The sequence below is a fragment of the gamma proteobacterium SS-5 genome, assembly GCA_009497875.2.
Classification (GTDB): Bacteria; Pseudomonadota; Gammaproteobacteria; order Chromatiales; family Chromatiaceae; genus Magnetovirga; species Magnetovirga frankeli.
The window spans coordinates 1,514,377-1,532,871 of record CP032508.2 but is presented as its reverse complement, the minus strand read 5'-3'; the positions used below and the strand labels follow the sequence as shown (position 1 = coordinate 1,532,871).

The 18,495-nt window shown below is 60.3% G+C and carries 14 protein-coding genes; 4 read left to right on the top strand and 10 right to left on the bottom strand.

What is annotated here, in order from left to right; genetic code table 11:
• Positions 1 to 35 precede the first annotated feature (35 nt).
• From D5125_12455 to D5125_12445, 3 genes are all read left to right on the top strand, one after another.
• A complete protein-coding gene (locus tag D5125_12455; protein ID QFY90226.1) occupies positions 36 to 575 on the top strand; it encodes a glycine cleavage system protein R in 540 nt (179 codons plus the stop codon).
• Between the two features lie 416 nt (positions 576 to 991).
• The gene (locus tag D5125_12450) at positions 992 to 1,459 is read left to right on the top strand and encodes a peroxiredoxin (GenBank protein ID QFY91154.1); all 468 of its coding nucleotides are present in this window, start codon (positions 992 to 994) and stop codon (positions 1,457 to 1,459) included.
• 232 nt (positions 1,460 to 1,691) lie between these two features.
• On the top strand, positions 1,692 to 3,089 hold the full coding sequence (locus D5125_12445; protein ID QFY90225.1) for a PhoH family protein: 1,398 nt from the start codon (positions 1,692 to 1,694) through the stop codon (positions 3,087 to 3,089).
• A 224-nt stretch (positions 3,090 to 3,313) separates the two neighbouring features.
• Here the strand turns inward: D5125_12445 and D5125_12440 are convergent, their stop codons facing one another.
• Positions 3,314 to 4,132, bottom strand: a complete 819-nt coding sequence (locus tag D5125_12440) for a kinase/pyrophosphorylase (protein ID QFY90224.1) — start codon at positions 4,130 to 4,132, stop codon at positions 3,314 to 3,316.
• Between the two features lie 288 nt (positions 4,133 to 4,420).
• Here D5125_12440 and ppsA point away from each other — a divergent pair, with 288 nt between their 5' ends.
• Complete coding sequence (gene ppsA / locus D5125_12435) at positions 4,421 to 6,775, top strand: phosphoenolpyruvate synthase (protein ID QFY90223.1); 2,355 nt, start codon at positions 4,421 to 4,423, stop codon at positions 6,773 to 6,775.
• Between the two features lie 300 nt (positions 6,776 to 7,075).
• Here ppsA and D5125_12430 read toward each other — a convergent pair whose 3' ends face one another.
• The 9 genes from D5125_12430 to D5125_12390 all read right to left on the bottom strand — a co-directional run bounded on the left by D5125_12430 (position 7,076) and on the right by D5125_12390 (position 18,493).
• Positions 7,076 to 8,815, bottom strand: a complete 1,740-nt coding sequence (locus tag D5125_12430) for an ATP-binding cassette domain-containing protein (GenBank protein ID QFY90222.1) — start codon at positions 8,813 to 8,815, stop codon at positions 7,076 to 7,078.
• A gap of 190 nt (positions 8,816 to 9,005) precedes the next feature.
• Complete coding sequence (locus D5125_12425) at positions 9,006 to 9,473, bottom strand: DUF697 domain-containing protein (GenBank protein ID QFY90221.1); 468 nt, start codon at positions 9,471 to 9,473, stop codon at positions 9,006 to 9,008.
• 385 nt (positions 9,474 to 9,858) lie between these two features.
• Entirely contained in the window at positions 9,859 to 10,872 is a 1,014-nt protein-coding gene (locus tag D5125_12420; protein ID QFY90220.1) for a DUF4351 domain-containing protein, read from the bottom strand.
• 326 nt (positions 10,873 to 11,198) lie between these two features.
• Positions 11,199 to 12,662, bottom strand: coding sequence for a 4-alpha-glucanotransferase (gene malQ, locus D5125_12415; protein QFY90219.2), 1,464 nt, complete (start codon positions 12,660 to 12,662; stop codon positions 11,199 to 11,201).
• 64 nt (positions 12,663 to 12,726) lie between these two features.
• Positions 12,727 to 14,433, bottom strand: a complete 1,707-nt coding sequence (locus tag D5125_12410) for a glycoside hydrolase (GenBank protein QFY90218.1) — start codon at positions 14,431 to 14,433, stop codon at positions 12,727 to 12,729.
• A complete protein-coding gene (gene glgC, locus D5125_12405; GenBank protein ID QFY90217.1) occupies positions 14,423 to 15,688 on the bottom strand; it encodes a glucose-1-phosphate adenylyltransferase in 1,266 nt (421 codons plus the stop codon). Before glgC ends, D5125_12410 begins: the two co-directional genes overlap by 11 nt.
• Positions 15,689 to 15,881: 193 nt before the next feature.
• Complete coding sequence (locus D5125_12400) at positions 15,882 to 16,229, bottom strand: response regulator (GenBank protein QFY90216.2); 348 nt, start codon at positions 16,227 to 16,229, stop codon at positions 15,882 to 15,884.
• Between the two features lie 307 nt (positions 16,230 to 16,536).
• Positions 16,537 to 17,523, bottom strand: a complete 987-nt coding sequence (gene rpoS / locus D5125_12395) for an RNA polymerase sigma factor RpoS (protein ID QFY91153.1) — start codon at positions 17,521 to 17,523, stop codon at positions 16,537 to 16,539.
• A 118-nt stretch (positions 17,524 to 17,641) separates the two neighbouring features.
• Entirely contained in the window at positions 17,642 to 18,493 is an 852-nt protein-coding gene (locus D5125_12390) for a peptidoglycan DD-metalloendopeptidase family protein (protein ID QFY90215.1), read from the bottom strand.
• Positions 18,494 to 18,495 lie beyond the last annotated feature (2 nt).

Here is an 18,495-nt window from a genome sequence, read left to right as displayed (position 1 = left end):
AACCCAAGCCCCAGCCACAGGAGTCTGAACCGAGCATGCCCGCCATCAACAACTATCTGGTCCTCTCCGCCCTGGGCACGGATCGTCCCGGGATCGTCGATCGCCTGACCAAGCTGCTGCTTGATTACGATCTCAACATCCTGGACAGCCGCATGACCGTGCTCGGCGGCGAATTCGCCATCCTGATGATGGTACGCGGCAACTGGAACACCCTGGCCAAGCTGGAGAACGCACTGCCCGAGCTGCGCAAATCCCTTGGCCTGACCATCATCTGCGAACGCACCGAAGAGCGCCAGCCCAGCGCCGATCAGTTGCCCTACATGGTAGAGGTGGTCGCCCTTGACCACCCCGGCATAGTCCACCACCTGGCCAGTTTCTTCTCCCAGCGCGAGATCAACATCGAGGACATGGTCACCGGCAGCTATGCCGCGCCCCACACCGGCACCCCCATGTTCTCGGTACAGATGAGCATAGGCGTACCGGCCAACCTGCACATCGCCACCCTGCGCGACGAGTTCATGGACTTCTGTGATTCGATGAACCTGGACGCCGTGCTGGAGCCGATGAAGCGCTGAGTTAGCTTTTACTTTAAGTCCGCAAATGAACGCTTAAACCTATATTCCTCAGTTAAGCCACAGAGACACAGACGACTCCAGGGACGGAGGAGGTAGAGCGAAGCCTGGAGCCTGAGCCGAGATCACAGAGTTGTTTCAATGAGTTACCTATCAGACTGGGCTAACCTAGAAGGTGTTGAATGTTCGCTTTCCAACACATTGATTTTTCTCTGTGTACTCTGTGGCTCTGTGGCCAAATGCTCTTTTTAGGTTAAAGCCTCCAGCCGTCAGCCGTCAGCCGTCAGCCGTCAACTGAGCGTAGCCCGGATGCAACGCAGCGAAATCCGGTAAAAGGCCAAACCACTAATACCACTAAACCGCTATCTTCTTGAATTCATCTGCGGACTGAACAGTCTTTCTTAAGGAACCCCAGTATGATCGAAATCGCCCTGGACCAGCCCATCCCCGACTGTGAACTCCTGCTCACCGGCAACCGCCAGGCCCGGCTCAGCGACTACCTTGGCCAGTTTCTGGTGCTCTACTTCTACCCCAAGGCCAGTACCCCCGGCTGCACCACCGAGGGCCTGGACTTCAGCGCCGCCGCTGCGGAGTTTGCCGCTGCCAACTGCCAGATACTGGGTGCCTCCCGCGATGGCCTCAAGGCCCAGGAGAACTTCAAGGCCAAGCAAGGCTTTGGCTTCGAGCTGATCTCGGACAAGGAAGAGGCCCTGTGCAAGCTGTTCGACGTAATCAAGCTGAAAAAGAACTACGGCAGAGAATACCTGGGCATAGAGCGCAGCACCTTCCTCATCGACCCGGACGGCGTGCTGCGCCGGGAATGGCGCAAGGTCAAGGTCAAGGGCCATGTGGCAGAAGTGCTTGAAGCCCTGCGGCAGCTGGCATAAGCAGCGGTCAGCCATCAGCTGGGAGCAGCCCGGATAGAGCACAGCGGAATCCGGGTTTAACTGAGAATACAAAGACACTAGGACTCTAAGACTCTAAGACTCTAAGACTCTAAGACTCTAAGACTCTAAGATTCTAGGATTCTATCTCCTTGAATTCTTAAAGCTATTCGCATCCATTAGCCTTTATCTGCGGACTCCTTGCCTCTCCGCGCCAAACCCAACCGGAGCTCCCATGAGCAAAAAACTCTTTATCCTGGATACCAACGTGCTGATGCACGATCCCAGCTGCCTGTTTCGCTTTCAGGAGCACGATATCTTCCTGCCCATGACCGTACTGGAGGAGCTGGACCACGGCAAGAAGGGGGTCTCCGAGGTGGCGCGCAACGTGCGTCAGGTGAGCCGTTTTCTGGATGAGATGATGGCCGGGCGCAGCCGTGAGGAGATCGAGGCGGGCCTGCAGCTGCCCATGCCCAGCAGCGGTCTGCGCGAGAATGATCGACTGGAGCGCGGGCGCATCTTCTTCCAGACCAGCAAGCGCGAACACAGCCTGCCCGACTTTCTCCCCGGTCAGACCCCGGACAACAACATCCTCGGCGTCAGCATGGCGCTGCAGAAGGAATGCGGAGAGAAGCCGGTCATCCTGGTCTCCAAGGACATCAACATGCGCATCAAGGCCGCCGTGCTCGGCCTGCGCAGCGAGGACTATCACAGCGACAAGGTACTCGACGACGTCGATCTGCTCTATCAGGGCAAGACCGAGCTGGCGGCAGACTTCTGGGACAGCCACAGCAAGGATGTGGAATCCTGGCAGGAGCAGGGGCGCACCTTCTACCAAGTCAAAGGCCCGGACCTGGCCGACTGGTACCCCAATCAGTGCGTCTATATGGAGGACGAGAGCGGCTTCGAGGCCCTGGTGCGCAAGGTGAAAGAGGACAGCGCCACCATCGAGCTGGCCAATGATTACCGCAGCCCCAAGCACGGCGTCTGGGGCATAGGGGCGCGCAACCGGGAGCAGAATATCGCGCTGAACATGCTCATGGACCCGGATCTGGACTTCGTTACCCTGCTGGGCACGGCCGGCACCGGCAAGACCCTGCTGACCCTGGCCGCTGGCCTGACCCAGGTGCTGGACCAGAACATCTACAGCGAGATCATCATGACCCGGGTCACCGTGCCCGTGGGCCAGGATATCGGCTTTCTGCCCGGCACCGAGGAGGAAAAGATGACCCCCTGGATGGGTGCCCTGATGGACAACCTGGAGGTGCTGGCCCAGCCCGAGGGCGGCAGCTGGGGCCGCGCCGCCACCGATGATTTGCTCAAAAGCCGCATCCGCATCCACTCGCTGAACTTCATGCGCGGGCGCACCTTTCTGAACAAATACATCATCATCGACGAGGCGCAGAACCTGACGCCAAAGCAGATGAAGACCCTGATCACCCGCGCCGGCCCCGGCACCAAGATGATCTGCCTGGGCAATATCGCCCAGATCGACACCCCCTACCTGACCGAAACCACCTCCGGCCTGACCTATGTGGTGGATCACTTCAAGAGCTGGGACCACAGCGGCCACATCACCCTGCTGCGCGGCGAACGCTCACGCCTGGCGGACTACGCCAATGAGGTGTTGTGACGACTTTCACAGAAAAGCTGGCTTAGCGCCACCCCGGTTGGCGATGAGCGGGTGCTGCTGACCCGATCTGTCGTGGATGGCATGGGTTTTGGCACCCTTTAGAGGCGTGTTGGCGCAATCATGACGCAGTTAAACAAACTGCGCCAAGCTGGATGACTGGCTGGCTGACGTGCTTCACCCTGTCCTCTATCCTCCGTCCTCTGGCTTCTGTCTTCTGTCCTCCGTCACCTGTGCCCCTTCAACTTCAACCGTCGCAGGATCTCGGTGGCAATCTCTTCGATGGACAGGGAGCTGCTGTTGATCATCGGGATGCCCTCGCGGGCAAACAGGCTCTCTGCCTGACGGATCTCCCGCCGACAGGTATCCAGCGCGGCGTAGTCGCTGCCGCCTCGGCGTGCCTGGCGGATCTGGTGCAGTCGCTCGGGTTGCAGGGTCAAGCCGAACAGGCGCTCTTTATGGGGCCTCAGCGCCTCTGGCAAGCGGTGCTGCTCCAGGTCCTCGGGGATCAGCGGGTAATTGGCGGCGAACAGGCCGTAGTGCAGGCTCAGGTACAGGCAGGTAGGGGTCTTGCCGGAGCGTGACACGCCGATAAGGATCACCTCGGCCTTGCCCAGATTGGTCAGCTTGGCACCGTCGTCATGGCTCAGGGAATAGTGCATGGAATCCACCCGGCGCTCGTATTCCGCCAGGTTGCCGATGCCGTGGGTGCGGCCCACCGCCCTGCCCGAGGGGCGACCCAGCTCTTGCTCCAGATCGGGGATGAAGTGCTCGAACAGGTCGATCAGGTGACAGGGCGAGTGCTCCAGCTGATCACGCAGACCGGACTCCACCAGGGTGGAGAACACCAGCGGCGGGTGGCGTTCGATCTCACCGGCCTTTTCGATGCGGGCTATGGCCTCGGCCAGCTTCTCCTCGCTATCCAGAAAGGGGATGTGTACCCGATGAAAATCAATGCCGTCAAACTGCGACAGCAGGCTGTTGCCGAGCATCTCGACGGTAATGCCGGTGCGATCCGAAAGAAAAAATACCGTGCGCTTGCCCATCTCCCATCCCCTTTGGTTACAGAAAAATTAAAAAAAATGACGCCCAAGGCTTGACAGCAGCGCCTGACAGGTTAAAAGGTTATTTTGCAACGCAACATCGATCGATGCCACACCTAAAGCGCATTTAGCCACGGAGCCACAGAGCACACAGAGAAAAATCAATGTATCGAAGAGTAACCATTCAAGCCCTATCTGGGCGAATCGGGCTGAGATATAACGCATTGAAAAAACTCTGTGATCTCTGTGTCTCTGTGGCCTGACTGCCAACATCAGCCCTGAGGAGAGTCCATGAACCCCTACGTCATCCCTTTAAAAGAACTGCGTATCGACCAGGTCGAACTGGTCGGCGGCAAGAATGCCTCCCTGGGCGAGATGATCCATCATCTGGCTGACCTGGGGGTGCGCGTGCCCGGTGGCTTTGCCACCACCGCCGAGGCCTATCGCGAGTTTCTTGCCCAGAGCGGGCTGAACGATCAGATCGGTGCCATGCTCGACGCCCTGGATGTGGATGACATCGAAGCCCTGACCCGCACCGGCCGCGAGATCCGCCGCCTGGTGATGGAGACGCCCTTCCCCACCGCCTTCAGCAGCGCCCTGGAAGAGGCCTTCGCCGAGCTGGATGCCGAGTACGGCAGCGATTGCTCCTGGGCGGTGCGTTCCTCGGCCACCGCCGAGGACCTGCCGGACGCCTCCTTCGCCGGTCAACAGGAGACCTTCCTCAATGTGCGCGGCCACGAGGCCCTGCTGCACTGCATCCACGAGGTGTTCGCCTCCCTGTTCAACGACCGTGCCATCGCCTACCGGGTGCACCAGAACTTCGATCACCGCAAGGTCGCCCTGTCCGCCGGCATCCAGAAAATGGTGCGCAGCGACCTGGCCGCGTCCGGCGTCATCTTCACCCTGGACACCGAAAGCGGCTACCGCGATGCGGTGTTCATCACTGGCAGCTACGGCCTCGGCGAGCTGGTGGTGCAGGGTGCGGTCAACCCGGACGAATTCTATGTGCACAAGCCCACCCTAAGCGCTGGCCGGCCAGCGATACTGCGCCGCCAGCTGGGAAGCAAGGCGATCCGCATGACCTACGCCGAGGGGCCGGAGAAGGTACGCACCAGCCCCTGCAGCGAGGCCGAGCGGCAGCAATTCTGCATCAAGGATTCGCAGATAGAAGAGCTGGCCCGCTGCGCCCTGACCATCGAACAGCACTACGGCCGCCCCATGGACATCGAATGGGCCCTCGACGGCCTGGATGGCCAGCTGTATGTGGTGCAGGCGCGGCCGGAGACGGTGCAAAGCCGCAGTGGCGGCGTCATCGAACGCTACGAGCTGCAGCAGCGCGGAGAGGTGCTGTGCGAGGGTCGCGCCATTGGCCAGCGCATTGGCAGCGGCGCGGCGCGGGTGATCAGCAGCCTGGCGCAGATGGATCAGGTCAAGCCCGGCGACGTGCTCATCACCGATATGACCGACCCCGATTGGGAGCCGATCATGAAACGCGCCTCCGGCATAGTCACCAACCGCGGCGGCCGCACCTGCCACGCCGCCATCATCGCCCGCGAGCTGGGCGTGCCGGCGGTGGTGGGCTGCGGTGACGCCACCGAGCGGGTGCGCGATGGCGAGGCGGTTACCGTGTCCTGCGCCGAGGGCGACACCGGCCTGGTCTATCAGGGCGCGCTGGCCTTCGAGCACAAGACCGTGCAACTGGATCAGATGCCCCCAGCGCCGGTAAAGATGATGATGAACGTCGGTAACCCGGAGCGGGCCTTCGGCTTCGCCGCTATCCCCCATCAGGGCATAGGCCTGGCGCGGCTGGAATTCATCATCAGCAACAGCATCGGTATCCACCCCCGCGTATTGCTGGAATATGCCGATCAGACCGATGAGATCAAACAGCTGGTGGCACCACGCATCGCCGCCTACGGCGATCCGGTGGAGTACTACGTCAGCAAGCTGACCGAGGGCATAGCCACCCTGGCAGCGGCCTTCGCGCCTCATCCGGTGATCCTGCGCCTATCGGATTTCAAGTCCAACGAATACGCCAACCTGATCGGCGGACCGCGCTATGAGCCTCATGAGGAGAACCCCATGCTCGGCTTCCGGGGTGCCTCGCGCTATGTCTCCGAGGATTTCCGCGACTGCTTCCGCCTGGAGTGCGAGGCGGTGAAGCGGGTGCGCAACGACATGGGCCTGACCAATGTGGAGGTGATGATCCCCTTCGTGCGCACCCTCGACGAGGCCGATGGGGTGATCGAACGCCTGGCGGAAAACGGCCTGCGCCGGGGTGAGAACGGCCTGCGCCTGATCATGATGTGCGAGATCCCGGCCAACGCCCTGCTGGCGGACGAATTCTTGGAGCGCTTCGACGGCTTCTCCATCGGCTCCAACGACCTCACCCAGCTGACCCTGGGCCTGGACCGTGACTCGGCCCTGGTGGCCAAGGCCTTCGACGAGCGCAACCCGGCGGTGAAAAAGCTGTTAGAGATGGCCATAGCAACCTGCCGCGCCAAGGGCAAGTACGTCGGCATCTGCGGCCAGGGGCCATCTGATCACCCGGACCTGGCGGAATGGCTGGTGACCCAGGGCATCAGCAGCGTTTCTCTGAACCCGGACACCATGGTGGACACCTGGCTGCGGCTGGCCAAGTTGTAGTTCGGGTTGTAGGTCGGGCTTCCAGCCCGACTGTCGCCCGCCAGGGCGACTGGGAGCCTGTCGGGTTTAGGTGCCCGTAGCGAGCAAGGTGGGAGAACGAGAACAAATTTTCACGATTTTGAGGCGCTGAGTTGGCCTACGCAACGAAAATTCGGGGCCAATATTTAAAACAATTCTGGGCCGTTCTTCCCACCGGCGCAGTAGGAGCATCCTAAATCCGACAGGCTCCTAGGTGTGGGACACCTCGGAACGTGAAACCAGGTTTGGCCGCTTCGGGACTCGAAGATAGCCACGATTATTTCACAGTAACTCTTGACTCAACCGTCCTTCGACCATGTGCAGCCGCTGATCACAGCAGTGGAAGTAATGCTCATCATGGGTAATGCAAAAAATCGTGTACCCCTCGGCCTTTAGCTGGGGCAATATCTGCTCATAAAAGCGCTGGCGGGTTTGCGGGTCCTGGTCTGCCGCCCATTCATCGAGCACCAGTATGGGCCTTTTTTCCGCCAGCACATAGGCCAGGGCCAGCCGCTTGCGCTGGCCCGTGGAGAGCTTGGCCGTGGGCAAGTGGTCCAGGCTGTCAGCCAATTTATCCCGCACCCCCAGCTGTCTCAGCCAATGGTCAAAACGCTGCATGGACTGCTCATCCAGACCATAGGGCCGATCGAACAGGTGGAAATCGGAAAATACGCTGGCAAACAGCTCTCTGTAGGATTGAGGCGGCATCAAGGGCAACTCTTGACCGTTCAAGATGATCTTCCCTCCTGCCCGTGGGTAAAGCCCGGTCAACACCCGCAACAAGGTGGTCTTGCCCGAGCCATTACCACCGGTCAAAAAGAGGATCTGGCCACGCTTGAGCCGTAAATCAATCTGTTCGATGGCGAAACCCTGCTCACCCAAATGCTGGTAGCGCAGGGCCTCTAGCCGGAGTTCACTGAAATCCTGGGCAGGGATCGCCTTATCCCCTCCCCTAACGCTCTCCGTGGCCTTGCGGCAGGATGCCACCTTGGCCTCAAACTCGTTGATCACCCGCAGGGCAAACTGGGCTGTAGCGTATTGCTGCATGGCCTGTACGACTGAACCTATTGGACCCAACAGAAAAATAACGGCGATCACCTCACGGGAGATATCGGAACCCTCTTGGTTGACAATCAAGGGCATAATGAACACCACAGCCCCGACCAACAGGTAAGAGATGGTGGTTCCCGTGGCTATGATTTCGGCAAACTGGGCCGCCGATCGGGTGCGGCCCCGGGCAATGGCCTGGGAACTGGTATTCATTGCCTCCTGCAATGCATTACGCCGCCCCAGGCTCAACTGCAATTCCTTGGCTCCATGCACAATGGCGTCGGTGAGCTGGCGAAAATGGGCATCGGCCTGACTGGCATCGCTCATCTCAGCGTCCAACTGCTTGCTCTTATTCAGGTAACCGATGACAGTCACCGATAGAACAAGCACCGTCAACAAACCAACAAAGGCCGATATGCTGACCACATAGGCAAACATAAAAACCAGCAGGATCAAGCCCTCCACCCCTGCAACAAGGGGCACCAGGGTCTGAGACAGCGCGCTGTATTGGGCGGCAACCCCATCGCGCAGATGATCGTCATTCAACTGCTCGACATCACGCAAGGAGAGATTCAGCACATCGCCCACCACCCGCTGCCTCTGGCGGTCCAATGCCGACTCTATGGCCTCGGCGGATTTGCGGATCAAATGGTTCTGCGACAAACGATAGACCACCAACAAGCCGGCAAAAAGCAAGGCTGTCAGTGTTGAATAGTCGTGCCTTTCTAGCTGTTTCACCTCCATGTTCAACAGCAGCAGGACGCCATTGCCACAGAACGCCGCCAGCACGGCAATCCAGGCCAGACGCGCCAGCGAATCCTGGCTGCCAAGCTTGAATAGTTGTGCTACGAGGGGAGGCTTGGAGGGGGGGGACTGGTCGTTCTGCTGTTGCTTTCGGGTAGGAATGAGCCGCAACAGGCGCTCACCCAAACCCTCGGTGGCCTTGTCCGCACCTTCGCTGACTGTCGGCATGGTGTCGATCTACGTTATTTTGACTGGGGACTGCCGATCATCAATGCAATACCCATGACCAACGGCGATAGGAGCAAGGAGAGAACAAAGCCACCCGCAAACCCCACGGAGCGCTTGCGGGCATAAAAGCCAACCACAATGCTCAATAGTACATACAGCAGGATTAACGCGGGATGGGCTGACATAAGGCTTATTTGGCTTTGGCGGCGGAAAACTCCTTCTTCAGATCGTCTTCTACGGCCTCGGCGCTGAAATTGCTGAGGGTGCCGCCCTTGGCGAAGTGGATCACAAAGATTTTGCCAATGGCAAAGGTAGATGCAGATGCAAAGGCGGCCATGCCCAGGCTGCCAATCAGCGACCCACCGCCAGGAATCACCTTGAGCGAACTGCCCAGCAGCCCAGTGCTGAGGCTGGCTGGAACCAGGGTACCCAGCAACGCAGAGATCACCCCAGGCAGGGTCTCATCACCGGCATCCTGACCATGTACCCGCGCTAAATCACGCACCATCTTGACCTGGACCGATGCCAGGGCGAGCAGATCCACATAGGGAACAGGTACCACTGCCGCAGCAGCAGACCACTTGACTGCAGAAGCAATCACACGGGCCGATTTGGCATGGAGATCAGTCTCGGTTTTTTCTGTAGCTGCAGTCGTCATCACGAACTCCTCATGGGCTGGGATTGGAACCTGTTCACGCGGCAGATGCTATTACAGTGACTGGGCTTTGTCCAAATTTAGTTGGGATACTGCCAAATCAGAGACCCTGAACAGGACAGAAAAAGCCGCCTGAAGAATCACCTAGACGCCTGTTGGATTTGACCGGGTCGGTGCTATTTAGTGGTTGGTAAAGACCTCATCCAGGACCGAAGCCTCAAGGATGCGCTGGCGCTCCCAGCCGCGCCTATAGAGTAACCGAATCAGGGTGCGTTTAGCTTGGTAGCGGGCCTCGGGGGCGATCTGTTATCGGGTTGCCTCCCGGCGAGGGCACGGCGGCCACGGGCCGCCCTGTGTCATTTAATATGTCAAACAGGTACAGCAAGTTTCAGTGCTCCTCAAACAAGGCCGCCAGCGTCGGCGCATCCAGGATCTGGTCTGCCCAGTGGTTAAGCTGATCCAGTGTGGCGCTTTCCAGCCTGGCGCGGGTTTCCGGGCTGAGCGGGCCGAAGCGTTTGCGCAGAAGGCGCTCCAGGATGGCTTGGGCTTCTTTCTGCATGCCTTGCTGCATGCCTTGTTGTACGCCTTGTTGCAAACCTTGTTGCATACCTTGTTCCATGCCTTTTTGTAGCCCACGCTCGGTGGCTAGGCGCTCTACACTGGTGACATAACGCATTTGGGTCTCTCCTTCAATTTGATCGATATCTTGCCACAATTTCTGCTCCAGGCCGTCGGGTAGCCGCATCATCCAGTCCAGCACGGCGAAGAGGTCGAGGATACGCTGGCGCTCCCAGCCGCGCTTGTAGAGCAGCCGAACCAGGGTGCGTTTGGCCTGATAGCGGGCCTCGGGGTCATGCCGGGTTTGGCCGGTGCGCAGGTGGGCCAGGGTAACCAGGGCAAATGGGTTGGGGTGATCTTCCAGCGCATCGGCTTGGGTGGCGTAATCCAGCAGCTTGGCGATGGGGAAATCGAGGCGATGACGACAGCCGAGGATGTCGTAGCCAAAGTGGTCGGGCCGCCAGTGTTCGTTTTGATCGGCCAGCACGGCGAAGCTGGCGATGGGCCGGTCGTAGCGGTCGAACAGGCGGTAGTTGTAGGTGTAGATGCGCTTGGGGAACTGGCTTTCGGGCTCGCCCTGCACTTCGATGTGGATATAGACCCAGCCCTCGGTGCCATCCAGCAGGGTGACCTGCACCAAGGCATCGGCAAAGCGTTTGCCCAGCTCGGCATCGCGCACCACTTGGCGCAGCTCGGTGCTTTTGAAGCTGTAACCCTGGGACCAGTCAATAGCGGCATGGGCCTCAGGGAAGTAGAAGGCCATGAATTCCGGAAAGGCGTGCTCCAGCACCTCTTTCCAGGGGCTGTCGTAGTCGTCGGCAGGGGTTTGCGGCTTCAGGACCATGGAGCGAGTTTAGGGTCTTCAGGTGAAGGCGGCAAGATTCAGGGGGATTGCTGTAGCATCCCTGGTCGATCTCGAGACCTGAGTCCCCAGTCCCCAGACCAGAGTCCCGAAGCAACCAGAAGATGTTTCATGTTCCGGGGTGAAGCAGTCCACTCCATTGCCCCCCGAGAGGGGGTTGGAGGGAGGGAACAATCAGGGCATCCGACCAATGTCAGGTTAAGATCAGGATATCATCAACTTAACGAGAAAGCGCTGGCTGGACCTTTGTTTGCACTTTCTGTGCCCTTTTTTGGCTGCGGCCTACTTGGCTCAGGCCAAACAGGGTTTCAGTTGATCCGGCCGTACAGGCCCAGCAAGCCGTGCAGGCGTTGGCCCAGGTCCTCGGGAATCTGCTCCCAGGTGAAGGACCAGTGCCAGTTGCCCTCGGTGGTGCCGGGGGTATTCATGCGGTGCTCGCCGGCCAATGCCAGCAGATCCTGCATGGGGATGATGGCCAGCTGGCTGCGTGAGCCCAGGGCCAGGCGGATCAGCGGCCAGGGCATGGGCTCCTGGGGATGACCCAGGTAGTGATTGACATGCTCCCGCTCACCGTCGCTCAGGTCTGCATACCAGCCCAGGGTGGTGTCGTTATCGTGGGTGCCGGTATAGACCACGGAGCAGCGTTCGTGGTTGTAGGGCAGATAGGGGTTATCGGCATCACCGGAGAAGGCAAATTGCAGGATCTTCATGCCCGGCATATTCAGCTTGCCTTTCAGCTCGCGCACCTCGTCGGTGATCACGCCCAGGTCCTCGGCCACCAGGGGTAGCTTGCCCAGCTTCTTTTTCAGACGCTTGAACAGGGCCTCGCCCGGCCCCGGCATCCAGCTGCCGTTGATCGCGTATTCCTCGCTGGCGGGTATCGCCCAGTAAGACTCGAAGCCGCGGAAGTGGTCGATGCGGATCAGGTCAAACAGCTCCAGCTGGGTCTTGATGCGCTGCTCCCAGAAGGCGTAGTCATCGGCGTGCATCACGTCCCAGCGGTACAGGGGGTTGCCCCAGCGCTGGCCGGTGGCGGAGAAGTAATCCGGCGGCACCCCGGCCACCAGGGTCGGTTGGCCCTCCTCGTCCAGCTCGAACAGATGCGGCCGTGACCAGACCTCGGCGCTGTCGTGGGCGACAAAGATGGGTACATCGCCGAACAAGCTTACCCCACGTTCATTGGCGTGGTGCTTCAGCGCCCGCCATTGCCGGTAGAATAGATATTGCTCGAAACGCGCACAGGTGATGCGATCGGCCAGGCGCGCCCTGACCTTGTCCAGCCCCTCCTTGCTGCGATGGCGCAACTGTGCAGGCCATTCCCACCAGGGCTTCTCCTGCTCGGTATGGATGGAATAGAACAGGGCGTAATCATCCAGCCAGTAGGCCTGACGCTCGATAAAGTCGGCAAAGTCCTTGCGGTCGGCCTCTCCGGCGTAGCGGCAGAAGCCCTGCCAGGTATCCCAGATGAGCTGACAGATGGGGGCCATGTCATCCAGCTCGGCCAGCCAGCCCTGCTGGTGCAGTTCGGCCAGGTCGATCATTTCCGGATTGCCGGCGAAGGCAGAGGTGGCCTGGTAGGGCGAGCCGTCCATCCCCACCGGGTTGATAGGCAACACCTGCCAGACGCGAAAACCGGCATCGGCAAGGAAATCGACAAAACGAAAGGCCTGGGCCCCGAGACAGCTGTAGCCGCTGCCCGGCAGGGAGGTGATGTGCAAGAGTACACCTGCTTGACGCGGTGGCTTGCAGGCGATGGTGGCTGATGATTTCACGAACAATCCCTAACCCGGCGAGACCGGAACCAAAAGAAGGACGCCGCCTGGTGCTGCGGCCAAGCTAGACATTCTGCCGCATGACGCCACCGGCGGAGGGCGCGCCGCTGCCCTTGGCGAAGACATGTTGCAGGTAATCCGGGGGTTCGACCTCCAACAAGGCATAGAGTTGCGTCAGCTGCAGGCGAAACAGGCGTTCGAAGTCCGATACCGCCTGACCGGGGTTGTAATCGCCAAACCACCAGAACCAGTCGGAGCCCTCACAGGTGGCCAGTTGCAGTTCCAGGGCCTGGACCTGACTGGGGCTGAACCGCTTCTCTCGCAACGCCTGATCATAGGCCTGCTTGGCATCCACCAGCATCTCCCAGCCACGATTCTTGTCCGGGTCGCCGATCCAGGTGGACAGGGTGCCATAGACCCAGCTACCGGCAACCAGACGAGGCAGCAGGGGCGGCTCCACCGGGCTGGTATCCAGCGCCTGGCTGAAGGTGGTGAGTGTCAGGCGCGGGTGCTCCACCAGATGCTTGTACAGGGCGCTGAGGAAATAAACGCCGTTTTTGGGGTAATACTCCCAGGCGTTTTCCCCGTCCATGATGATGGACACCACCCGGTTGGCCTCGCCACGGGTGGCATCGGCGATGCTCTCCAGGTGCTGGATCAGATTCTGTACCGCGTCCTCGGCATGCCAGTCGGAATAGGTGAAGCCGATCAGGTCCGACAGGCCATCGTCGCGGAAAAAGCCATGCAGCTTGCCGCTGGCCAGACGGTAGGGGCTGTGTATCCAGGAGGCCGGGGCGCTCATGTCGGCACCGCTGGCGCTGAGGCTGTTATGCAGCACCTGCTGGCCGCTGGCCACCCAGGCAAAGCCCTCCTGCTCGAACAGGGCCACGCTGGCGTCGCTCACCGCCCCTTCCGAGGGCCAACACCCAGCGGGTCTGAAACCGAAATGATGCTCGAAGGTGGCCAGGCCCTGATGGATATGCCAGAGGGCGCGTTCCTCGCCCCCTGGGTAGTTGTCGGCCTCGGGCAGGGCCACCTCGGGCATGGCCTCACGCGCCACCTGGAAGTCATGAAACAGGGGCATGATGGGGTGGGCATAGGGAGTGACCGACAACTCCACCCGCCCAGCCAGGGCCAGATTCCGGTAGCGTTCAATCAGATTGTCCAGCACCCCGCTGATCACCTCGATCAGATGCCTGCGATCCTCCTCGTTGAAGTGCCGCTTCTTGCTCTCCAGGGAAACCACCCGCAGATCACTCTGGCGCACGCTCTCGCCCATCCAGGCCAGGTGATACCAGACCAGCAGGTCGATCAGATATTGGTCATTCAGATAGGCCAGGGTCTCGGGCCGCTGCTTGGCCCAGTTGGCCGTATCCACCAGCTCCCGATACACCGGATGACGGTTGATCAGGTGCTGTTCGTTGGCCTTGAGGGCGCTATCGATCAGCAGGTTGCGGTCTTCCAGACGCAACGGCAGGCCCGGCCCGGCCAGGGCCGCCAACAGGGGATCGGTGATACGCTGACCGGTCTTCAGCCAGCGCCTGAGCTGACGCGCATACTCATCCAGCTGCTCCAGTAACACCGGGGCGAAGTTGACCACCGCCCGCGCCTCAATGTTGGCCTCCAGGTGAAAGGCCATGTCGGAATAGTCCTTGATGGCGTGCAGATAGACCCAGGGCAGCTCAAAATCACTGCTGGCCGGACCACGATAGTCCGGCTGATGCATGTGCCAGCAGAGTACAACCTTCAGGGGGTGTTCTTCATCTTGCATAGTGGATATCTTGTCCCAGCATGTCAGGGGTGACCAGGACGATGCCACCCGGTGAAACATGGTAGCGTTCGGCGTCCTCCTCGGGGTTTTCACCGATCACCGTACCCTCGGGGATCTCACAACCCCGGTCGATGATGGCGTTCTTGATGCGGCAGTGGCGATTGATCACCACCTCTGGCAGCAGTACCGAATCCTCCACCAGGCTGTAGGAATGCAGCATGACGCTGGAGAACAACAAAGAATGACGCACCTGGGCCCCGGAGATGATGCAGCCGCCAGAGACCATGGAGTCCACCGCCATGCCGCGCCGATCATCGTCGTCAAACACGAACTTGGCCGGCGGCAACTGGGCGGCATGGGTCCAGATGGGCCAGGTCTCATCGTACAGATTCAGCGGCGGGGTCACCCCGGTCAGCTCCAGATTGGCCTGCCAGAAGGAGTCCACCGTCCCCACATCGCGCCAATAGGCCTGCTTGCCCTCGTGGTCGCGGAAGGGATAGGCCTGCACATGGTACTTGCCGATCACCTCGGGGATGATGTCCTTGCCGAAGTCATGGCTGGAATGGGGGTCATCGGCGTCCTTGATCAGCTGTTCAAACAGAAAGGCCTTGTTGAACACATAGATACCCATGGAGGCCAGGGCCCGGCCCGGGTCACCGGGGATCGACTTGGGCTGCTCGGGCTTTTCGCTGAACTCCACCACCCGATTGCCATCGTCCACCGCCATCACGCCATAGGCCTTGGCGGTTTCCAGGTCCACCTCGATGCAACCCACGGTCATATCCGCCCCCGAGGCCACGTGCTCGGCCACCATGGTGCCGTAGTCCATCTTATAGATATGGTCTCCTGCCAGCACCAGCACATATTCCGGATCGTGGCTGCGCAGGATATCCAGGTTCTGATAGATGGCATCGGCGGTACCGGCGTACCAGTTGGTCTCGATGCGCTGCTGGGCCGGCAGCAACTCAACAAACTCGCCGAACTCACCGCGCAGGAAGCTCCAGCCCCGTTGCAGGTGCAACAGCAGGGAATGGGACTTGTACTGGGTGAGCACGCCAATCCGGCGGATACCGGAGTTGATGCAATTGGACAGGGGAAAATCGATGATGCGGAACTTGCCGCCAAACTGCACCGCCGGCTTGGCGCGCCACTTGGTCAGGTGCTTGAGACGGGATCCACGCCCACCGGCCAGGATCAGGGCCAGGGTATTACGGGTAAGACGACTGACAAAACGGGGATTTTGCTCATTATTCATAGCGATTCCTAGATACTGCGGTGAACCACCAAGCGTCGGCTTGGATTTGAACTCAAGGCCCGCGCATCCGCAGGCCCTGGATCTGCAAAAGGAAGGGACAACAGGCCCGACCGGGAAGAATACGACAAGCGGGTTACAAAACGGCGAAAGAAACCAAAAACAGCACCCCCCGCAGGGCGGCAGAGGGCCGTTACTACAGGGCCTGCGCCACCGCCTGGGTCAGATCGGCCTTGGAAAAAGGCTTCTGCAAGACCGCATTGGCACCCAACTCGCCGACCAGATCCAGATAGTTGGCATGGGCGGACATGGCGATGATCGGCAGCGCCTTGTTGGTCTTGCGGATGGACATGATCATCTCAAAGCCCTCACAATCCGGCATCACCAGGTCGGTGAGCAGCAGATCCGGCCGTTGCGCATGGATTATCTCGGCCACCCCCAGGCCATTGCTGGCCTGCAACACCTCATGCCCGGCACCCTGCAATACCGTGGTGTAAAAATGCAAAGAGACCTCTTCGTCTTCCACAACCAGAATCTTCGCCATTGTCGAACTACCTCCATTACCCTTGTCATCTACCCCGATGCAATCTCGGCAGTGCTGCATCAATCAGACCCTCATTGCCCTCATACTACCACCCTTGAGTCCCTTGCAAACAGCTCCCTCACCCGTGTAATCCCGATCAAAATCCAACTGCCCTGGCCATTAGCCCCCCTGAGTGTGAAAGTCGCGAAGCGCTCGTTTGCTCCCTCGACAGCTGTTCCAGACGCTGTTCTACCTCCTGCATCCCCGGGATGAGATTGGGGAGAGGACCAGGGGGCTGATGGATCCAGAACACCCCCTGCTCGCTGGTTTACTTAAAGATACTGTCAAAGGAAAAGCCATCCCGTTCCAGGATCATGCGCAGGCGACGCAGGGCCTCCAGCTGGATCTGACGCACCCGCTCGCGGGTCACCCCCAGCTCGTTGGCCACCTGCTCCAGGGTGCAGACCTCGTGCCCGTGCAGGCCGAAGCGGCGCTCTACCACCTCGCGCTGTTTCTCATTGAGCCGCAGCAGCCATTCGTCCAGGTGTTCCTTGATGCCCTCGGTCTGCAGCGAGTCCATGGGGTCGGTGGCGGCCTCGTCGGCGATGCTGTCCAGCAGGGGCTTGTCCGCCTCCTTGCCCAGGGGGCTGTCCACCGAGCCGACCCGCTCGTTCAGGCCCAGCATGCGCTCCACCTCGGCCAGGGGCTTGTCCAGCAGACGGGCGATCTCCTCGGCGCTGGGCTCGTGATCGAGCTGCTGCGCCAGCTGACGGGCCCCGCGCATACAGCTGTTGATCTCCTTGACCACATGGATGGGCAGGCGGATGGTGCGGCTTTGGTTCATGATGGCCCGCTCTATGGTCTGGCGGATCCACCAGGTGGCGTAGGTGGAGAAGCGAAAGCCACGCTCTGGGTCGAACTTTTCCACCGCCCGGATCAGCCCCAGGTTGCCCTCTTCGATCAGGTCCAGCAGGGCCAGGCCGCGGTTCAGGTAGCGCCGGGCGATCTTCACCACCAGGCGCAGGTTGCTTTCGATCATGCGCTTGCGCGCCAACTCGTCACCCTTCTGCGCTAGGCGGGCGAAGTGGACCTCTTCCTCGGCGCTGAGCAGCTTGGAGGCACCGATCTCGCTCAGATAGAGCTGGGTGGCGTCCATCTGGCCAAAGCCGGTGGACGGGGTGCGCGGCCGGAGGCCTTCGATATCGAAATCGGCAGCATCCTCCTCATCCAAGACAACCTCCTCGGGCGCATCGTCATCGACCAGGTCCAGGTCAAGCTCATCCTCCGTGATTTCCAGATCGGCCTCGTCCAACAACTCGGCATCGGCCTGTGCTGCGGCCGTTGGCTTGGCTTTTTTCTGTTTCTTCATGCTCCTCCAACCCCTCCGGCCCAGCAGGCCCGCCCTTGACAAGGCATAGGACCGGGCCGGGCAATTACAGTGCAACCAGGCTGGCCGGGTTGATCGGCTTGCCCTTGTGGCGGATCTCGAAGTGCAACAGGGCCACCCCCTTTTCCGACCGCCCCATTTCTGCAATCTGCTCCCCGGCGCGCACCAGCTGCCCCTCTTTTACCAGGATTTTTCTGTTGAATCCATAGGCGCTTAAGTAATTTTTATCATGCTTTACAATAATGAGATTGCCGTACCCCTTAAGGCCACTGCCGCTGTACACCACCTTGCCCCCCTTGGCGGCGATGATGGGCTGGCCCTCGCGCCCGCTCAAATGCACCCCCTTAAGCGCCAGATCACTGGGCTTGTAGGCCTTCACCAGTCGGCCCTGGGTGGGCTTGCGCCAGCCCGGCGCACCGCTGGGCTGGGGCGGCTGTTCGTTACGCTGCTGCAGTTGCTGCGCCTTGCGCACCAGGTCCTGCTTGTTGTTGTCCGGCAGCGCCGCCAGGGGCCGGTCGTGCTGGATCAGGGGGCTGTCTTGGGGTTGCAGATCGACTATGGCACCACTGGCAAAATCCGGCTCTGCGTAATAATCGCCACTGATCACCGGCGGTTGCAGGCGCAAACGCAGGCCGGGGCGGATGGCATAGTCCGGCGGCAGCCGGTTCCACAGGGCCAGGGCGCGGTAGTCCATGTTCTCGCGCCAGGCGATGGAGTACAGGGTATCCCCCGGCTGTACGCTGTAGATATCCGTGCTGGGCATGGGGCCGGCGCGGGCCACCATGCGCTCGCCCTCATATACCGGTGCCCGCACCGGCTCGCCAAAGAAGCCGAAACAGCCCGATAACCCAAGCGGAATGAGCAGGGCCAGACCGCGCTTGCTGAACTTGATCATCATGG